Source organism: Methanocalculus pumilus (genome assembly GCF_055382585.1).
Genome location: NZ_AP042393.1, coordinates 1,602,476 through 1,618,765, shown reverse-complemented (window position 1 = coordinate 1,618,765; position 16,290 = coordinate 1,602,476). Strand labels below are relative to the sequence as shown.

Annotated in this window: 20 protein-coding genes; 11 read left to right on the top strand and 9 right to left on the bottom strand. The window is 49.2% G+C overall.

The features are described from left to right. The first annotated feature begins 8 nt into the window (after positions 1–8). Both ACZ44I_RS08455 and ACZ44I_RS08450 read left to right on the top strand, forming a co-directional pair. Positions 9–737, top strand: coding sequence for a proteasome assembly chaperone family protein (locus ACZ44I_RS08455; RefSeq protein WP_464550837.1), 729 nt, complete (start codon positions 9–11; stop codon positions 735–737). 5 nt (positions 738–742) lie between these two features. Next, the gene (locus ACZ44I_RS08450; protein ID WP_464550839.1) at positions 743–1,135 is read left to right on the top strand and encodes a DUF473 family protein; all 393 of its coding nucleotides are present in this window, start codon (positions 743–745) and stop codon (positions 1,133–1,135) included. Positions 1,136–1,142: 7 nt separating this feature from the next. Here the strand turns inward: ACZ44I_RS08450 and ACZ44I_RS08445 are convergent, their stop codons facing one another. From ACZ44I_RS08445 to ACZ44I_RS08430, 4 genes are read right to left on the bottom strand one after another with little or no spacing between them, the layout of a single operon-like run. Next, positions 1,143–1,712 (bottom strand): flavodoxin family protein, encoded by a 570-nt coding sequence (locus tag ACZ44I_RS08445; protein ID WP_464550841.1) that lies wholly within the window; start codon positions 1,710–1,712, stop codon positions 1,143–1,145. A 35-nt stretch (positions 1,713–1,747) separates the two neighbouring features. Continuing rightward, the gene (locus ACZ44I_RS08440; RefSeq protein ID WP_464550843.1) at positions 1,748–2,488 is read right to left on the bottom strand and encodes an MIP/aquaporin family protein; all 741 of its coding nucleotides are present in this window, start codon (positions 2,486–2,488) and stop codon (positions 1,748–1,750) included. 15 nt (positions 2,489–2,503) lie between these two features. Next, positions 2,504–2,710, bottom strand: coding sequence for a DUF2180 family protein (locus ACZ44I_RS08435; RefSeq protein ID WP_464550845.1), 207 nt, complete (start codon positions 2,708–2,710; stop codon positions 2,504–2,506). A 14-nt stretch (positions 2,711–2,724) separates the two neighbouring features. Next, the gene (locus ACZ44I_RS08430; protein ID WP_464550847.1) at positions 2,725–4,224 is read right to left on the bottom strand and encodes a DUF2193 family protein; all 1,500 of its coding nucleotides are present in this window, start codon (positions 4,222–4,224) and stop codon (positions 2,725–2,727) included. Positions 4,225–4,543: 319 nt separating this feature from the next. Here ACZ44I_RS08430 and ACZ44I_RS08425 point away from each other — a divergent pair, with 319 nt between their 5' ends. Continuing rightward, positions 4,544–5,326 (top strand): response regulator, encoded by a 783-nt coding sequence (locus ACZ44I_RS08425; RefSeq protein WP_464550849.1) that lies wholly within the window; start codon positions 4,544–4,546, stop codon positions 5,324–5,326. 34 nt (positions 5,327–5,360) lie between these two features. Here ACZ44I_RS08425 and ACZ44I_RS08420 read toward each other — a convergent pair whose 3' ends face one another. Beyond that, positions 5,361–6,107, bottom strand: a complete 747-nt coding sequence (locus ACZ44I_RS08420) for a hypothetical protein (RefSeq protein ID WP_464550851.1) — start codon at positions 6,105–6,107, stop codon at positions 5,361–5,363. Continuing rightward, positions 6,074–6,394 (bottom strand): hypothetical protein, encoded by a 321-nt coding sequence (locus ACZ44I_RS08415; protein ID WP_464550853.1) that lies wholly within the window; start codon positions 6,392–6,394, stop codon positions 6,074–6,076. Before ACZ44I_RS08415 ends, ACZ44I_RS08420 begins: the two co-directional genes overlap by 34 nt. Before the next feature lie 138 nt (positions 6,395–6,532). On the opposite strand from ACZ44I_RS08415, the gene ACZ44I_RS08410 reads away from it, so the two are divergent. Beyond that, a complete protein-coding gene (locus ACZ44I_RS08410; protein WP_464550855.1) occupies positions 6,533–7,009 on the top strand; it encodes a hypothetical protein in 477 nt (158 codons plus the stop codon). 2 nt (positions 7,010–7,011) lie between these two features. On the opposite strand, the gene ACZ44I_RS08405 is transcribed toward ACZ44I_RS08410, so the two are convergent. Continuing rightward, on the bottom strand, positions 7,012–7,689 hold the full coding sequence (locus ACZ44I_RS08405) for a 2,5-diamino-6-(ribosylamino)-4(3H)-pyrimidinone 5'-phosphate reductase (RefSeq protein WP_464550857.1): 678 nt from the start codon (positions 7,687–7,689) through the stop codon (positions 7,012–7,014). A gap of 95 nt (positions 7,690–7,784) precedes the next feature. On the opposite strand from ACZ44I_RS08405, the gene ACZ44I_RS08400 reads away from it, so the two are divergent. The 3 genes from ACZ44I_RS08400 (at position 7,785) to ACZ44I_RS08390 (ending at position 11,693) form a co-directional block, all read left to right on the top strand. After that, the gene (locus tag ACZ44I_RS08400; RefSeq protein ID WP_464550859.1) at positions 7,785–8,756 is read left to right on the top strand and encodes an EF-Tu/IF-2/RF-3 family GTPase; all 972 of its coding nucleotides are present in this window, start codon (positions 7,785–7,787) and stop codon (positions 8,754–8,756) included. 76 nt (positions 8,757–8,832) lie between these two features. Next, entirely contained in the window at positions 8,833–11,325 is a 2,493-nt protein-coding gene (locus ACZ44I_RS08395) for a PAS domain S-box protein (RefSeq protein WP_464550861.1), read from the top strand. Continuing rightward, positions 11,322–11,693, top strand: coding sequence for a response regulator (locus ACZ44I_RS08390; RefSeq protein ID WP_464550862.1), 372 nt, complete (start codon positions 11,322–11,324; stop codon positions 11,691–11,693). Before ACZ44I_RS08395 ends, ACZ44I_RS08390 begins: the two co-directional genes overlap by 4 nt. A gap of 155 nt (positions 11,694–11,848) precedes the next feature. Here the strand turns inward: ACZ44I_RS08390 and ACZ44I_RS08385 are convergent, their stop codons facing one another. Continuing rightward, positions 11,849–13,060: an ISAzo13 family transposase gene (locus ACZ44I_RS08385; RefSeq protein ID WP_464550864.1), complete on the bottom strand. Its 1,212-nt coding sequence runs from the start codon at positions 13,058–13,060 to the stop codon at positions 11,849–11,851. A 118-nt stretch (positions 13,061–13,178) separates the two neighbouring features. Here ACZ44I_RS08385 and ACZ44I_RS08380 point away from each other — a divergent pair, with 118 nt between their 5' ends. The 4 genes from ACZ44I_RS08380 (at position 13,179) to ACZ44I_RS08365 (ending at position 16,120) form a co-directional block, all read left to right on the top strand. Continuing rightward, a complete protein-coding gene (locus ACZ44I_RS08380; RefSeq protein ID WP_464550866.1) occupies positions 13,179–13,889 on the top strand; it encodes a basic amino acid ABC transporter substrate-binding protein in 711 nt (236 codons plus the stop codon). 127 nt (positions 13,890–14,016) lie between these two features. Continuing rightward, positions 14,017–14,694 (top strand): amino acid ABC transporter permease, encoded by a 678-nt coding sequence (locus ACZ44I_RS08375; RefSeq protein WP_464550868.1) that lies wholly within the window; start codon positions 14,017–14,019, stop codon positions 14,692–14,694. A 1-nt stretch (position 14,695) separates the two neighbouring features. Then, complete coding sequence (locus ACZ44I_RS08370; RefSeq protein WP_464551633.1) at positions 14,696–15,442, top strand: amino acid ABC transporter ATP-binding protein; 747 nt, start codon at positions 14,696–14,698, stop codon at positions 15,440–15,442. A gap of 9 nt (positions 15,443–15,451) precedes the next feature. Then, positions 15,452–16,120: an amino acid ABC transporter permease gene (locus ACZ44I_RS08365; RefSeq protein ID WP_464550870.1), complete on the top strand. Its 669-nt coding sequence runs from the start codon at positions 15,452–15,454 to the stop codon at positions 16,118–16,120. On the opposite strand, the gene ACZ44I_RS08360 is transcribed toward ACZ44I_RS08365, so the two are convergent. Next, entirely contained in the window at positions 16,121–16,285 is a 165-nt protein-coding gene (locus tag ACZ44I_RS08360; RefSeq protein ID WP_464550872.1) for a hypothetical protein, read from the bottom strand. Positions 16,286–16,290 lie beyond the last annotated feature (5 nt).

The window sequence follows — 16,290 nt, the reverse complement described above, 5'->3', positions numbered from 1 at the left end:
TAATTTTAATGTCCAATGAAACGAGTGACCTGAAGATCATCTCAAGCGATCTCAAGGAGAAGGGAGCGGTTGTGTTGATGGGGTTCCCAGGTTCCGGGCTTGTCGGAAGTATCGCCCTGCAGTACCTGGTGGATCAGATGGAATTTACCCATATCGGTGATATAACCAGCCGGTTCTTCCCACCGATGTCGATGATGCAGAAGGGGGTTGTTCATGCAGCGGTCAGGATTTATGAGAAAGAAGGATTTGCTGCACTTGTTGCGGATATTCCCATTCACCCTGCAATCTGTTATGAAGTGGCAAATGGTATTCTCGACTGGCTGGAAGACTATGATGTGAAGGAGATCGTCACTATTGCAGGTATCGTGACCAATGAGACCGAAAAGAGGGTATTTGGTGTGGCAAGCGATGAGGAAGCTGTCTCGAAGATTTCGGATCATACGATCATCCTCCCGATGGGTAGTATCTCAGGTATCGCATCTAGCCTTCTGACCGAATGCAAACTGCGGAAGATCCCCTGCATCGGCCTTCTCGGAGAGACAGTGAATAATCCTGATCCGCGGGCGGCTGTCTCTACGATCAATGTATTGAATGACCTCTACTCCTTAAACCTGGATACTACACCACTCCTGGAACAGGCAGAGGAGATCGAGATGACGATGCAGCGGCTCGCTGAGGAAGTACAGGGATCGGAGGTGCCGCAACAGAAGAAGGAAAACCTTCCGATGTACGGGTGATCACTATGATGGTAGCAGCATTAACCGGCATATCTCCACAGGTGATAGCAGATCTCAAACTTGGCAGACCACGCACCATCGAACTTCAGAGCGCCCATAATATTATCACCCTTTCAGAAGTGCAGCCGGGGGATCCAATCTTCCTGACATCCGTTGCACCTGAAGATCTTTCACCCGGGGATTCCGGCATCATCCTTGAGGTGCAGATGGTCTCTATCTCGATGAAACGGCTGATCGAATATTCACATGCCAATTTCTTCGAGGAGCGTGAGCGGACCTCGGCACGTGTCCAGCTGAGGTACTGCGGGACATCAATCGTCAAAGAAGTAGGGGATCTTGAGTATTGTAAGGCAGCCCGGGTGGATGTGGTGAAGTGCACCTGTTTCCACGCGGTCTGATCTCCTCTTATTTTTTCAGCTGATTAATACAGAATCCGACATTCTCCCCGAATCTGCGGATGGTGTCCATCCCTTCTGTATCATCCTGCACCTCGCCCTTCTCTTTTCCAAAGGCCATGTTCCAGTAGGTGGATCCACAGACGATCATATCATTGATCAGGTAGAACATCAGGAGTTCCTGGATGGTTGCGGTATGGCCGCCTCTCCGTGCAACAGCAATCGGCCCTCCGACCATCCGTGAGAGGAACTGGTCGTTTCCACGGGATACCATCCCGATCCTCTGGAGTGCCGACATCAGCTCACCGCGGGCGGTTCCGAAGTAGACCGGGGTTCCCACGATTAAGCCGTCTGCTGATCTGATGGTTTCGATCATCTCGTTGACGCCGTCATCAATTGCGCATCTTCCGGTCTTCTTGCAGGAATAACAGGCGATACAGGATGCGATCTGTTTTCCCCTGAGGCTGATATCCTCTGTCTCAACCCCTTCTGCACCCAGTGCTTTTTTGCATTCTTCAAGTGCGAGTTCGGTGTTTCCCCCTTCCCGGGGGCTTGCGTTGATGAGTACAACTCGTGCCATGATGCTCTTCAGGTTGACCCGGCAGATAAAAAAGATTATTCAGAGTTGAGCCAGTCATAGAGGAAAACTGCGATGAGTGCCCCTGCGATTGGCCCGATAATATAGATTGGGAAGAATTCCCAGAAGTTCTGCCCTCCAAGGAGGGTGTTTCCGAGGTATGGGCCGAAGGTACGTGCCGGGTTCAATGATGAACCGGCGATATTGCCGGTTGTTGTGATGACACCGGCGACAGTGAGGCCGATGATCAGCCCGGCAAACCCTTCCGGGGCCCGCTTATCGACTGCCACCCCCATGATGACGAGCATCAGGATGAATGTCCCGATCGCCTCGGCAAGGATTGCTTCGGTGTAGGAGATCCCATGGAATGGTGTGGTTGCCCCAAGGCCCCCGATGAGAACTGCATCCGGACCGGTGCACCCGAAGAAGAGGATGCTTGCGAGTGCCGCTCCGATCAGCTGGGCGATGATGTAGGGAGCAACATCAGATGTCGGGAACCTCTTTGTTGCCCAGAGGGCGATTGTTACTGCCGGATTGATATGGGCTCCCGAGATCCTGCCGAGTGCATAAATCGCACCGGCAATGGCAATACCAAAGGCAAGGCCGATGGCAAGCCAGTCTGCAAGACCACCGAAGTAACCGATCCCGATATTGAATTCGGTGAGCGGTTCTTCTCCGGCAGAGAGCATCAGGGTGACAGTCGCTGCCCCTGCTCCGAAAAAGACGAGGAGGAAGGTTCCAATAAGCTCCGCCACACATCGTTTGGTAAGTGATGTCACAAGTAAAACCCCCAGTTATGTATGGAAAGCCTCATAGCAGGGAGGGCAGAGGATTCGTGGAATATTCTTCTTAAGCTTTTTTGCCGGGAAGGGGTAGCCCCCCTCCCAGTTCTCTGTCTCCTCCCTCATTGCATGCTCCATGCAGACTCCCATGCCGCAGACGATGCAGATTGCGACTGCATCGCTATCTTTCCCCTGTTCTGCGCAGATATAACATTTCATACCAGACACCCGCCTTATACTGCGTTCTTGTACTCACAGTACTGGTGCCTGAAGTCAACAAGGCATGCGGCTGCACAGTCTTTGCATGCCCTGACCGGGGCAGCAGGCGTCTCCTTGTGAAGTGCGATGATGTTTGTCATCATCGTTGCAGTTACCGGCTCGCTCGTTAAGAGGCACGGATAATCAGAGAGCCGCATAAGGGCAGATGCCCTGACTGTGATCGCACAGGCAGGGTATGCATACCACTGCGGGTTCATCAAAATCTCGTTCTCATCGACTGGAGAGAGATCGATCTCGCATCCGGCGACCTTCGGCTTGAGCTTCCCTGCGGATCCTGCTTTTGCCCTCCGTGCCCGGTCAAGGATCTTCCAGCCACGGTAGATCATATCCATAAAGTCACAGTTATGTAGCTCAGCCGCTGCACCTCGCGTCGGGTTCAGCTGGACGAGGTTATGGAACCTCTTGGTGAGGAGATCCACAATCATCGGGGCATTAAAACCGTCAAGCTCAAGAATGTATTCGGTTGCACATGCAGATGCACCGGTTGCAACAGAGAGGATATCATATTCGCTTTTCATATTCGGCACAGCAGCAGCCAGGGTTTTTTCCATTACTTCTGTCACCGCATCGATGGTTGCCATGATCACATCGTCCTTGCACATATTGAAGGTGGACTGGGCGATGTGATGGGCGATATCGCCGACACAATAAGCCGGGATGGTGACGATATTTCCATAATGCACGCCATCATCTACTGCTTTCTTCACAGCCGGTGTGATGAGGCGGCGATACTCGCTCATGTACTTCCTGACATCAAATGAGGTGTGTCCTGCCTCGTCCATCAGTTCGGCCTGGGCAGCAACCGGGGTCTTATAGATCTTCTGGACCTGCTGGACCTCCTTCTTTGATGCATCCGCAAGAGAGTCACCTGCTTCAACACGTGTTGTAAAGACTTCTCCGATACCATAGGATGTGTTCATGCCCCATGATTTTGAGGCAAGTATTGTCTGTTGGTGATCTTTTGGAATTTTTGTCTTCTTCAGTATCTGGTTGACGATGTTGCTTGTGCTCCCCGGGATCATGGCAAAATCCACGACACAGGTTGGCCCATAGAATCCTGCATATCTTCGGGCAGACTCACGTCCGATCAACGCCTCGGATTTTCCAATCTGGGTGACGAAAGCATCAAGGCTCTTTTTGAACTTCGGGTCTTCATCACTGAGGATCTCAAGGACGACCGGAGTCTGGTAATGTTCGACAAAAGGATCGTCTTCCGGCCGTATGGTTTTTGTCAGATCTTTTAGTGCGTTAAAGTGTGCAGTAACTGATGTCTTGTGCAGGTCGATCACCGCAGCACTCTGGCCGGTTGTAGCCTTCATCTTCTTGACAGCGGCAACATAGGGTTCTGCATCTGTGAGTGAGAACGCCGTCCCACGCTTCTTTTTAATCGTATCAACATCTGCCCGCTGGGCAGCCATCGCTTCTGCAATTATTTTTTTATACAGTTCTGACATTGCAAACACCTCTTTTCATCGGGAAGATGCCCGATATGCGGGATTATGATCTCACAGTATATTAATGGTATTGTTAAATGAAATAGGGTAATAAATAAAAAAATGTTTATAAAATCTTTCATGTTGAATTTGAATGGTCTCACGGAAAGGTGAGTATTCCTGTTTTCTTTCTCTGGTCATTTTTGAAAACACATATTACAGACCAATTCATATACTATTCTATTTCTATGATGGTTGCATCGATCTTCTGCCGGTTTCTTCGTGGATTCAATACTGTAACCAGGTGCAAATCAAGAGTAATATGGTGGTCTGATCGGGAATGGCAACAAAACAGATTCTAATCGTTGAAGACGATCCGATGATCGTCGAGATGCTCGCTGTCATGCTCAGGAAACTTGGGTATGGCGTATCGGGTATTGCCACTTCAGCAGATGAGGCTATAATGCAGGCGATCCAGGGCACCCCCGATCTCGTCCTGATGGATATCGGTCTTGATGGGAGAGCAAACGGGATTGCTGCTGCAACGATCATCTACCAGTTCTTCTCAATACCTGTCGTCTTCTGCACTGCCCATTATGGGAGTGAGGTAATAAACCAGGCCAAGCAGGCCCAGCCATTTGGCTATATAACAAAACCTTTCAACGAACGCGATCTCTTCAGCGTCATTGAGATTGCCATCAATAATTATCTCTCTACACGCCCTTCAGGAACAGATGCCAGACAATTCAAGGAACTGCTCCATATTGATGCCGGGGTGATGTTCCTTGATACCGGTGGACGTGTCCTTTTCATGAACCCCTATGCAGAACATATCACTGCAATTACTCATAAGCAGGGGTTCTATCATAATATCGACAAGGTCATCAACAACTTTGAGATGGCTTCAAAATCTCAGAAAAAATACCCCTCTCTCTGGGAGGCAGTCCGGGAGAGTGTGGTGATTGGAACCGGCCATGATATCATCATCACGACACGGAAAGGAAAGAGAAAGGCAGTCCACCTGAAGGTGATGGTGAGGAAGAATAACCGGAATGAGATCATCGGCTATATTCTCAAGCTTGATGAGAATATCGGGAAGAGCCGTACCCTGAATCGATTTTAATGCCTCATGGATTCAGGAGGAGTATTCCCCCTGATCAGCTGGCGATCACAGGGGTTGCATTCTCATCGAATGGGTTCTTCCGCATCGCCAGAGAGAAGAGATACGGGTAATGGCTCTTCAGGTATCGCATATACTCAACCCACTCAGGGGTGAGCATATCATAGGCACGCCTGATATCGATGGTGAGGTGTGCAATATCCTGCTCGGGGAGGCTGGCAATATTATCTCTGCTCTCAAGTTCTTCTGAGAGATGGAAGACGGCACGGAGTGCCTCCGTGAAGGTGGCATGCTCCAGCAGGACAGGGTTTTCCAGCAGGCGGAGCAGAAAGTCACGATGCTGAATGAGAAAGTTCCGGAGATCCTGAAGATCTATCCGCTGAATCATGATCGTCTGTTCCGTTCCCTGGAGTTCTTCCCTGATCTGATCGAACTCTGAATCTGTCCAGGAATCTCTTATGAGAAGATCTCCCCGGATTTTATCGAGGTTGGGGTCTGCATCGGAGAAGTGCTTTAAAAGGTTTGCTCCGACCTCGGAGAAGAAGATACCAATGACCATATTCATCTTCTGAAGCCTCTCCCGTTTTGAACGGACTGCCAGCAGCTGGTTGATGATGAGTGTCACGAAGAGGACATTCAACGGCAGAAAGCCGAGCGCATTGAAGATATAGGTGAGGGTGTTGCTCCCCCCCTCATCTCCGATGATCAAAATCTTCAGCCCGTAGATGAGCACTGTCGAACAGATGAGTGCTATGCCGAGTTTTGTCTCCCATTTGAGTCGCATTGTACCTTCACCTTGCAGAATAATGGATGTTCGCAGCAGGGAAAAAAGATATTGTTAATTCTGGTGATAATAAGGAACCAGACAAGAAAGATCGGGGTCTGGGGTATCGCCATCAGAATGCCGAATCTCAGGAATTCGATGAAGGTGATGGTTACACCCCGTTGTTCTGCATTCTGAATGATGATGATGTTGCTTGTAGCACCCAGTATCGTCAGGTTTCCGGCAATCGTGCTTCCCGCTGCAAGTGCAAGAAACTCAGTATCTGCTGCACCCGCCTCAAGGAGCATTGGGATGAGCAGGTTCTGGGGATTTCCTATCGGGCTTACTATGCTCCCTGTTGTAAATGCGCCTGCATGGTTATGAATAGTTGCCTCTCTTTTCAGATCTCCGAAAGCATCATATAGGAGTTTCTCCTATTCTGGCATATGAAGTATATTCATTACCTTCTGATGGCACTCCTTCTGGCTGCTGCACTCTCTGTTGCAGGGTGCACAGAGACACCTGAGGCGGTTGTGCCGGTTGCAACTCCTGAAGCAACACAGACTCCTGCAGAAACACCAACCGACTGGTCTCTCACCCCGGGTCCGGTTGGAACGATGCCTGCAGGAAAAGAAGTCTCGGCCACAGCGAGAAAGGATCCATTGAGTAATGTGATAACTGTTCAGTTTGATGGAGGAAGGGGAATGACCTTTATTATACAAATTCAGGCGATCCTGTACTCTGGAGATGGAAGGGTTGAGGAGAAATATATCGAACGGCCCCTTTCCCTGGGGAAGTCTGTTACATTTGAGGGAACCAGGGGCACTCCTGATCGCGTGAAGATCACGGCAATCTACAATACCGGTGAGGTGGTTGTGATCAGCGACGAGGTCTATCAGAGAGAAGATGCATATGCAAAATAACCTCACTCTCTTCTTTTCCACCTGATAAGGACTCCATCGTCCATAGGCTCTGCGGCATCCAGTGTGAGCCGTGGAAAGACCTTTTCATCAATAAATCCTTCTCCATCTGCAAGTGTCGGGGCAGTCTTTCCTCCGATGATCAACGATCCGAGATAGACATTCAGCTCATCAAAGAGACCCTGGCTTAAAAATGACCAGATCACGGTACCTCCACCTTCAACCATCAGGGTAGCGACCCCCCTCTTCTTCAACTCCTGCATAAGAGAGTGGAGGTTGACAGTGTCCTCTCCGCATATGATGACTTCAGCATACTCTGCAAGTGCCTCCAACCGTTCTGGATCGGCTTTCTTTGCAACAGCGATGATCCGTTTCCCTTCACCCTTCCTCAGAATATCAGCTGTTGTCGGTGTCTGAGCACCAGAGTCAAGGACGATCCTCACCGGGTTCTCATCAGCATTCCTTTTTCTCCTCTCTTCACGGAGAACCGGCGATTTGACTGTCAGTGACGGGTCATCCGCATGCAAAGTTCCGATACCGACAAGGATGGCATCACAGGCAGCACGCATCTGGTCGACACGGGAAAAATCGTCGGATCCTGATATCCGTACCTGGCGCCGCTCCCGCGTCGAGAGTTTTCCATCGGCACTCATGGCAGCGTTGATGATGATATATGGCCGCATCTGAAGTATGGGTTTATTGATGATGGCTGATATAGGCTCTGGGTTCGATCGTTGAGGGGGTGTATTTTTCACTCTATCCGGCAAACCAAGATCCCATGGGAAACCTGACAGTTGCAGCGATCGCACCACCTGATCTTCTGCGTGAACTTGGAAAGAAGGGCACCTCATCGGATATCACTTTTTATAACCTGAAACGTGAGCTGGATACAGTCACGCTCGTTGAGCCATCCAGGTATCCCGAACGGCTTTCATCACTCTTCTTCTCGGTCTCGATGGCGCAGGCGGCCATCCTTGTTGTCGATGAGATCACCCCGCAACTTGGGGAATGTATCCTGATGCTCGACTCCGCAGGCGTTTCTGAAGGGTATATCATACTCAGAAACTACCTCGGGCAGGATCAGGTTGAACCACTCTTCAGAGGAACTGTTCTTGAAGGGTACAGGTTCTGTGAACCGAACTGGATTGAGTTAAAGGAGCTTCTCTTACAAGATGCCGCACTCATTGAGTCTGGTGAACCTCCGGCAGGATCGAAGCTGTATGGCACAATGGCAATTGATCATCATTTTAATGTCAAAGGTATCGGAACGGTTGTGCTTGGGGGTGTCGTTGATGGCTGCCTCAGAAAACACGATCAGCTGAAGGTTCTTCCCGGTGAGAAACAGGCGATACTCCGGTCAATCCAGAAGCATGATGACGACTCGGCGTATGCGGTGAAGGACGATCGGGTTGGCCTTGCCCTGAAGAATATCGAGGCTGATGATCTGGATCGCGGCTTTGTACTCACAACAAATCCGGCAGTTCTGGTCACTGATGAGATACATGCCGGGGCTTCACTTGTAAAATACTGGCCCTCCCCGATTCATGAAGGGATGGTTCTTTATTCTGGCCACTGGATGCAGTTCATCTCCGGAAAGGTGACTGCAGTTCAGGATGCAGGAGATTTCCGCCATCCTACTCTGACGATCAGCCTGGAGAAACCACTCGTTTACCTCCCCGGTGATACCGTTGTGCTCCACTATCTTGAAGGTGGGAAGCTTCGGATTGTTGGTTCCCTCAAACTTGCCTGAATGCGCGTTTCGTGGCTTTTATGGGGGCTAATTGAGAAGAAGGTTTAAATGCTTCGGAAGATCAATATATAACTCTATGGGAGATACGAAAACCCTTTCTTCCTTTGGAAAGGGTGCGCATTCATCGTTATTTATCAGGTTATGGGTCTTCTCCGCCCTGACGATAACTGCATATCTTATCACCTATCATGGTTTGCAGCATGGTATCCATGATGTCTATCCTGCCCTTTTTCTGCTTCCGATAGTCTTTACCCCCTTCCTCTTCCCCCGGCGTGAGACGATTATTGCGGTTGCGATTGCCTTTGGGTATTTTGCACTGGTCTTCTCACTTGCAGGGAATGATGCTGTGCTCATCTATGCATCAACGGTTAATTTTATCCTCTTTATTGCATTTGGCGTCTTTGTTGCGGTTGTTTCGGATCATGTCCGTGTGAAGATCGGGAGATACTCACGGATGCTTGAATATTCGGAATCCTGCACCATGATTGTGGATAGAAAAAAACGGACGATCATAGATGCCAATCCTCTCTCTCTCAACCTGCTGGTATCCGGTGAATCATCATTATTTGGAAAAGGACTGCAACAGCTCTGGCAGAACCCTGAGAGGGCAGATTATATCCTTGATGAAATAGAGAGAGCCGGATCTCTCTCTGACTATGAAGAAGTACTCATTGGAAGGGATGGTACCCCCAATGTCTTCAGGCTTTCGGGATTGGTTCTTGATGATGATGCAGTATTGATCTCTCTTGTTGATATCACGCCATTAAAGAAAGCAGAGAATGCATACCAGAAAACCCGGATCGAATATAAAGAGACACTTGACTCGATAGATGATCCTATTCTTGTTATCAGCCCGGATCATCATATTCTCCTGAATAACCGAACTGCTCTTCGGTATGCTCAGAAGATTCGGGAAGTTTCCGATATTGTCGGCAATCCCGTTCTGGACTTCTTCCCCTGTTTGAAGATTCTCTCGGAGACGTATATTCATGATATGGTATTCTCCAAAAAACAGTCGATCAAGCGGGATATCCTGTATGAAGAATCCGGTATGGAGAAGTGGTTTACCATTCATATCAACCCGATTAAGCAGGGCCAGGGGAGTGGATCTGCGATTGTGATGATCCACGATATCACAGAGAAGAAGAAGAATGAGGCATTATGGAAGAAATCCGAGTCTGCACATCGGACAATCTTCGAAAATGCCGGTGCCGGGATCATTATCATTGATGAAAACTGCTGCATTCAATCCGTCAATGACGAGTTCTGCACCCTTACAGGATATGAGAAAGAGGAGCTCCAGGGCAGGCCCCTTCTTCAGCTTCTCTTCCCCGAAAAAGATCATCAGATCATCCAGGCCTGCATCAGTCCCGATGCCGGGTACGAGTCTCATGAGGAGTATGAGGTTACCATCATCGATGCACAGGGTGATGAACGAAAATGCATGCTTCTGACTGCACTCATTCCTGATACACACCACAGGGTTGTATCGATCATCGATATAACCGAGGAACAGAGGATTCTTGACATGATGCTCGAACAGGAGGCGAACTATCTCCAGCTGATACGCCATGTGCCTGTTGGGATCTTCACCTGTGGAAATGGGGTGATACAGTTCGTCAATCCTTCATTCTGTCATATAACAGGGTATTCCGAGGATGAGCTTCTGGGTGAGCCGGTCTCGAAAATCTTCCCTGAGGCTTGCGGGCTGCCGCAACAAAACACTCCGGCAGAGATCGTCTTCACCCGAAAAAATGGCGAGCTCTCTCCTGGTACCGTTGACATGCGGGCATTTCGATCAGATGGCGAGCCGGTTGAACTTGGGATCCTGATTGATATCTCGACCCAGAAACGACTTGAAGAGAACCTCAGGGGTGAGATCGAACGAAGATCTGACTTTGTGATGGTCGCTTCTCATGAACTGAGAACACCTCTTCAACCTGTTGTTGGTTATCTCAGTCTTATCCTCGCAGACCCGGATGATCATAACCTCTCGCCGGATGTAGTGGAGATGCTGACGCTCTGCCAGAAGCATATCGATCAGGAGCGGAGGATCATCGATAGGATGATTGCCCTCTCACTTGTTGACTCAAATAAGATTGTACCGAATTCCCGGGAGATACCAATCCGGGATCTCATTGAGGATATCATCGTTGAGTATAATTGTCGGGCAGATGCCCTTGTGAAGAATGAGGTGCCGCCATCTGTCACCATCCTGGGAGACCCGGATCTCCTCTATCATGTCTTCACCAGCATCATCAGCAATGCGGTGCGGTATAATGAACCGCCCCGTGAAGTTTGGGTGCAGTATGAGGCTGATTCTGATGCCCACATCATCCGGGTGATCGATAACGGCGTGGGCATTGATCCCGAATCTCTCTCAAATATTTTTGAACCCTTCCATATCGCGGATCTCCAGAAGTTAACACGGGAATATAACCGGCTGGGGCTCGGTCTCTCTATTGCACAACGGTATGTTCAGGTTCATGGCGGTGAGATCAGTGTCTCAAGTGTTCCCGGGAAGGGGAGTATTTTTACCATACGAATACCCATGAGGTTAGTAATATGAAGAAGACAGTGATGGTAGTTGATGATGATATCCCAAACCTCACAGTGATGGGACTTCTCCTGAAGAAGCTTGGGTATGTTGCAGTCACCCATAATAATGGATGGGACGCGATTGCGGCAATCAAGGAGGAGATGCCTGATCTGGTTCTTCTGGATCTGATGATGACTCCTATTGACGGATGGCAGTTTCTGGATGAGATTAAAAAAGAGGGGATTATCGGTCTTCCTGTGATGCTCTTTACTGCAAAATATATCCGGGATGAGGAGATCGAGCCGTATAAAAATGAGATCACCCTCATTCTCCAGAAACCCGTCTCCTTTAAGGAGCTTGAAGCGACTCTGGGCGAGTTCTTCAGCTCCAGGTCATAAACAAACAACCAGACTCCATCACCCTCATTTTGGAATAAGCATTATTTTCGTTCTGGAGAACGCCCCTCCCCGGTGTCAATTCATAACGGCTATATATGATCTTCAACGTAATCTCTATTTCATGAACGCTAAGGAGCTGTGAATAATTAACTCAATCATAAATTGGGTGAAATGGAGTAGTTCCAATCCCCATGAAACTCATCCCGTTTCAGGTTGATATTCGAGATCTCCTCATCAGAAACTTTGATTCCTCGCATGTAAATATTTTCATCAAGAACAGCTTGCACCTTCAATCCCTCTTTTGTCTTGGTTGAACTAATTGTATTCACGATTACCTCATAACTGGTCAATGGTCTTCCACGCCAATTTATTGATATAAATGAAAATAAACGGTGCTCTATTTTATTCCATTTGCTTGTACCCGGGGGAAGATGACACACCTGGATTGTTAAGTTCTCTTCATTTGCCAGAGTCTGTAACTCTTTCTTCCATAATCTTACGCGATACCCATTACTTCCCCCACAATTTGCTGTGATTAAAAGGGAATTGGCATTTGGATACATTGACATACCCAGAGATCTCCACCACCGTCGAATACTTTCTACGGCAAATGACGCAGTATCACAGCTTATACCGACATTTACCCAACCGACATTATTTGCTATATCATAGATCCCATAGGGTGTTGCCTTCTCATATGATGAAGGGAAATCATAGACATTTACCTGTTCGGGATGTCCAATAGTGTGCCATTCTTTCCCATTATTTTTTGCATTGCCTATCAATTCTTTCTTTTTTGCATCGATAGAGATGACTGGTTGACCGGCAGAGATATACTCCTGACATACTCTGTTGATATGCTCAAATTGAGCATTTCTATCGACATGGGATGAACCTTCATGGACCTTTCTATTTGCCTGAAGGCTGTACCCCATTTCATGTAATAGTGTTCCAACGGTTTTGAAACTCACGTTATGGCCCATTAACTTGAGTTCACCAGTTAGATTCCGGAGGCTTTTTGTTGTCCAGCGAAGAGGATTCTCGGGATCTCCCCGTGTGGTTGGTTCGATCAGTGTTTCCATATCCTTTAGGAGCATTTCATTTGAGATAATGAGTGGTTTTCTTCCGCCCCCTTTTTTTCGGATTCGTTTTGATTGCGAATCTGTTACGTTTTCAGTGTTCTGACGAAGGTCAAGACAACCACGGGATATTGTATTCCTTGTCACTCCGGTAATACGAGAAACGTATGATATTCCACCCTTGCCGTGAGCTATTGCCTCAGCACCGAGCCACATTCTTCTGGCCTTCTCATCAAGGTGGTTATGTAATAGTTCATATCTGGTTTTCAGGGGATCCTCTGGTTGCATGCATATATATTAGCCATCATAATATATACATTATTGCTCATGTTATTTTTACACAGATTCTAAGGTGTGTGCCGCTCTCGTTGCGGCAGTTGTATTATCCTTGTTTGCAGCTGGTTGTATGGGTGGGGAAACTCCCGCTCAGTCTGACCGGCCACTCTACATTGTTGGGATCGATGGTGATTATCCTCCTTTCAGCTACATCGAAGCTGATGGCTCTGCTGCTGGCTTTGATGTTGAATCCATTCAGTGGATCGGAGAAGAGATGGGCTTTGATGTGAAGATCCAGCCTATGGCATGGGATGGTATCATTACCAGCCTTGTCACCAGGAAGATCGACATGGTCTATTCAGGCATGACGATCACCCCGGAACGGCAGGAGCGTGTCAGCTTCTCCAAGCCCTACTGGGTTGTGAACCAGGCAGTTGCCGCACGTTCGGATTCCACAATGACCATCGATGATGTACTTGCAGGAAAGGTTGTTATGGGCGCACAGCGTGGTTCGACCGCAGCTTCATGGATCAAGGAAAACCTGGTCGATACAGGTATCCTTGCTGAAAAAGATTTCAAGCAGTATGCCAGCTTCCCGCTCGCAGTGCAGGATCTTGAGAATGAACGTATTGATGCAGTGATGTTCGATGTCCCGGTCGTCAATGAATTTATCCAGGAGAAGGATCTCCGGAAGGTCGGTCTCGTTGAGACGGAAGAAGAGTATGGTGTTGCTATCCGGAAAGAGGATACCGAGCTGCTTGCCACCATCAACGAAGGTATCACCCGGCTTCAGGCTTCACCGAAATGGGATGAACTGAAGCAGAAGTATGGTCTTGAGTGATTCGGATCGGGGTTGTTATCCTCTCTGAAGACTCTTATTCCCCTACCTTTTTCTCATCACGGAGACAACACTTTGAGTACTTCTATAAGCCCTGTTGTTTCAGGGTATCTTTCAGCGGTGATCCTGTTTGAGTATTCTTTCCCCGGCCATTGTTGATTCCCTCCCCTATCTCCTCTCCGGTGTCTTCACAACTCTTGGGCTTGTGATCCTTGCCCTTGGGCTTGGTCTTCTGATGGGAATCCCAATGGCGCTCATCCAGGTCTATGGACCGCGACCGCTTGAGTATTGTGTCCGGACATATATCTGGATCTTCCGCGGCCTCCCGATCCTCGTCCTCCTCTTTCTCTTCTACTTCGGCATATTCCCGATCTTGGCACCCGATGTCGCTGCATTCTGGATTGCCGCAGTGGTCCTTGGATTTCGGACTGCCGCATACCAGTCCGAGATCTTCCGCGGTGCGATCCTCTCGATCAGCGAAGGGCAGATGCTGGCGGCACGTTCACTTGGGATGTCGCGATTCTGTGCGATCAGGACAGTTATACTCCCGCAGGCACTGAGGCGGGCACTCCCCGGATGGACGAACGAATACCCCATCCTCCTTACCGACTCCTCAGTCTGTTACGCAATTGGAGTGGCCGAACTCCTGACCCGGGGCAATCAGATTGTGTCACGGATTGGGGATCCGATGACGGTCTATGTTATCGTTGCGATCCTCTTTATCCTCTTAAATTATGGTGGGCAGTGGATCTTCGGCAGGATTGAGAACCGATATAAAATTCCAGGATATGGGCACGGTGATGCATAAGATGACCGATGGAGAGATCATTCTCAGGGTGGAGGATATCCACAAATGTTATGGCGATATCGAGGTGCTCAAAGGTGTCTCCTTTGATGTCCGCCGGGGCGAGACGAAGGTCTTCATAGGCCCCTCAGGTACAGGAAAGAGCACCCTGCTCCGGTGCATCAATCAGCTGACGATCCCCGATAGCGGTTCTATATGGCTGAATGATGAGGAAGTGACCCATGCTGGTCCCCGGATCAACCAGTTCCGCCAGAAGATCGGGATGGTCTTCCAGAACTTCAACCTCTTCGATCACTTGACAGCGGTTGCCAATGTCGAGATCGCCCTCATCAGGGTGAAGGGGATGAGCAAGGCCGATGCCCGGAAGAAGGCGCTCGAGGAGCTCCAGCAGGTAGGTCTCCTCGATAAGGCAAACGCATATCCGGCAGAACTCTCAGGCGGTCAGGCGCAGCGTCTCTCGATTGCACGGGCGCTCGCGATGGATCCGGAGGTGATCCTCTTTGACGAACCGACCTCTTCCCTCGATCCCGAGCTGACACGGGAGGTGCTTGAGGTGATGAAAAGGCTTGCACGGACCGGGATGACGATGCTTGTCGTCACTCACGAGATGGGCTTTGCCTTCTCGGTGGCAAATGAGATCCTCTTTATGGAGCATGGGACGATCGTCGAGAAGGGATCACCATCTGAGATCCAGAAGAGCCCGGTTTTTGCCAGGACACGGATGTTCCTTGGAACATTCCATGATGATTGATTGACACGTATGATAGAACTCCAGTTTGATTTTGATCTCCTGCTGCCCATCCTCTACCAGGGGGCGCTGGTGACATTTGCCCTTATCCTGGTATCTGCACCATTTGGTTTTCTGAATGGAATCGGAATTGCACTTGGAAGGACATATGGAAACCGGCTTGTCTCGAGGCTCTGCCACGGGTATGTCCTCTTCTTCAAAGGCTGCCCGCTCCTCCTCCTCCTCTTCATCATCTACTTCGGTCTCCCGTCTCTTGGCATCACCTTCACCGCATTTACCTCAGCGGTGATCGGCTTTATACTCTGTAATGGTGCATATAATTCCGAATATATTCGTGGAGGAATCCAGTCGGTATCATCCGGGCAGATGACGGCCGCCCTCTCGCTTGGGATGTCACGGATGGAGGCGATCAGGAGTATCATTCTGCCACAGGCACTGAGAAAATCACTCCCCGGTCTCTCGAACGAGTTCATCTACCTTATAAAGTACTCATCACTTGCATACATGATAACCGTCATCGAGATTACCGGTGCCGGGAAGATCTTTGCAGCGAAATACTTCGCCTTCTTTGAGGTCTTTATCATCATTGGCATCTTCTACCTCGCCCTTGTCACCGTTGCAGGGCGGATCATTGCCGTGATCGAGAAGAAGATTGCAATCCCCGGGTTTGGCGGAGTATAATTATTCGTCTTCCATTCCTGCAAAAAAGACCATCCTGGCTGGCCGCCTCAGGACTGCTCCGCAACGGGGGCAGACTGCGGTATCCCTGCAGGCGGGGCCGCATGTTGCACAGGTATCAAGAACAACAAAGATATTTTCACAGTGTGGGCAGAGCCAGTCTTCCATGGTGT

What these genes read in the sequence shown, in the direction of transcription:
- ACZ44I_RS08405 (WP_464550857.1), bottom strand. Translation starts at nt 7,689, where the DNA reads ATGCGGCCATATATCATCATCAACGCTGCCATGAGTGCCGATGGAAAA.
- ACZ44I_RS08390 (WP_464550862.1), top strand. Translation starts at nt 11,322, where the DNA reads ATGAAGAAGACAGTGATGGTAGTTGATGATGATATCCCAAACCTCACA.
- ACZ44I_RS08380 (WP_464550866.1), top strand. Translation starts at nt 13,179, where the DNA reads ATGGGTGGGGAAACTCCCGCTCAGTCTGACCGGCCACTCTACATTGTT.
- ACZ44I_RS08360 (WP_464550872.1), bottom strand. Translation starts at nt 16,285, where the DNA reads ATGGAAGACTGGCTCTGCCCACACTGTGAAAATATCTTTGTTGTTCTT.
- ACZ44I_RS08435 (WP_464550845.1), bottom strand. Translation starts at nt 2,710, where the DNA reads ATGAAATGTTATATCTGCGCAGAACAGGGGAAAGATAGCGATGCAGTC.
- ACZ44I_RS08400 (WP_464550859.1), top strand. Translation starts at nt 7,785, where the DNA reads ATGGGAAACCTGACAGTTGCAGCGATCGCACCACCTGATCTTCTGCGT.
- ACZ44I_RS08370 (WP_464551633.1), top strand. Translation starts at nt 14,696, where the DNA reads ATGACCGATGGAGAGATCATTCTCAGGGTGGAGGATATCCACAAATGT.
- ACZ44I_RS08450 (WP_464550839.1), top strand. Translation starts at nt 743, where the DNA reads ATGATGGTAGCAGCATTAACCGGCATATCTCCACAGGTGATAGCAGAT.
- ACZ44I_RS08425 (WP_464550849.1), top strand. Translation starts at nt 4,544, where the DNA reads ATGGCAACAAAACAGATTCTAATCGTTGAAGACGATCCGATGATCGTC.
- ACZ44I_RS08365 (WP_464550870.1), top strand. Translation starts at nt 15,452, where the DNA reads ATGATAGAACTCCAGTTTGATTTTGATCTCCTGCTGCCCATCCTCTAC.
- ACZ44I_RS08455 (WP_464550837.1), top strand. Translation starts at nt 9, where the DNA reads ATGTCCAATGAAACGAGTGACCTGAAGATCATCTCAAGCGATCTCAAG.
- ACZ44I_RS08395 (WP_464550861.1), top strand. Translation starts at nt 8,833, where the DNA reads ATGGGAGATACGAAAACCCTTTCTTCCTTTGGAAAGGGTGCGCATTCA.
- ACZ44I_RS08420 (WP_464550851.1), bottom strand. Translation starts at nt 6,107, where the DNA reads ATGCGACTCAAATGGGAGACAAAACTCGGCATAGCACTCATCTGTTCG.
- ACZ44I_RS08415 (WP_464550853.1), bottom strand. Translation starts at nt 6,394, where the DNA reads ATGCTCCTTGAGGCGGGTGCAGCAGATACTGAGTTTCTTGCACTTGCA.
- ACZ44I_RS08430 (WP_464550847.1), bottom strand. Translation starts at nt 4,224, where the DNA reads ATGTCAGAACTGTATAAAAAAATAATTGCAGAAGCGATGGCTGCCCAG.
- ACZ44I_RS08445 (WP_464550841.1), bottom strand. Translation starts at nt 1,712, where the DNA reads ATGGCACGAGTTGTACTCATCAACGCAAGCCCCCGGGAAGGGGGAAAC.
- ACZ44I_RS08385 (WP_464550864.1), bottom strand. Translation starts at nt 13,060, where the DNA reads ATGCAACCAGAGGATCCCCTGAAAACCAGATATGAACTATTACATAAC.
- ACZ44I_RS08410 (WP_464550855.1), top strand. Translation starts at nt 6,533, where the DNA reads ATGAAGTATATTCATTACCTTCTGATGGCACTCCTTCTGGCTGCTGCA.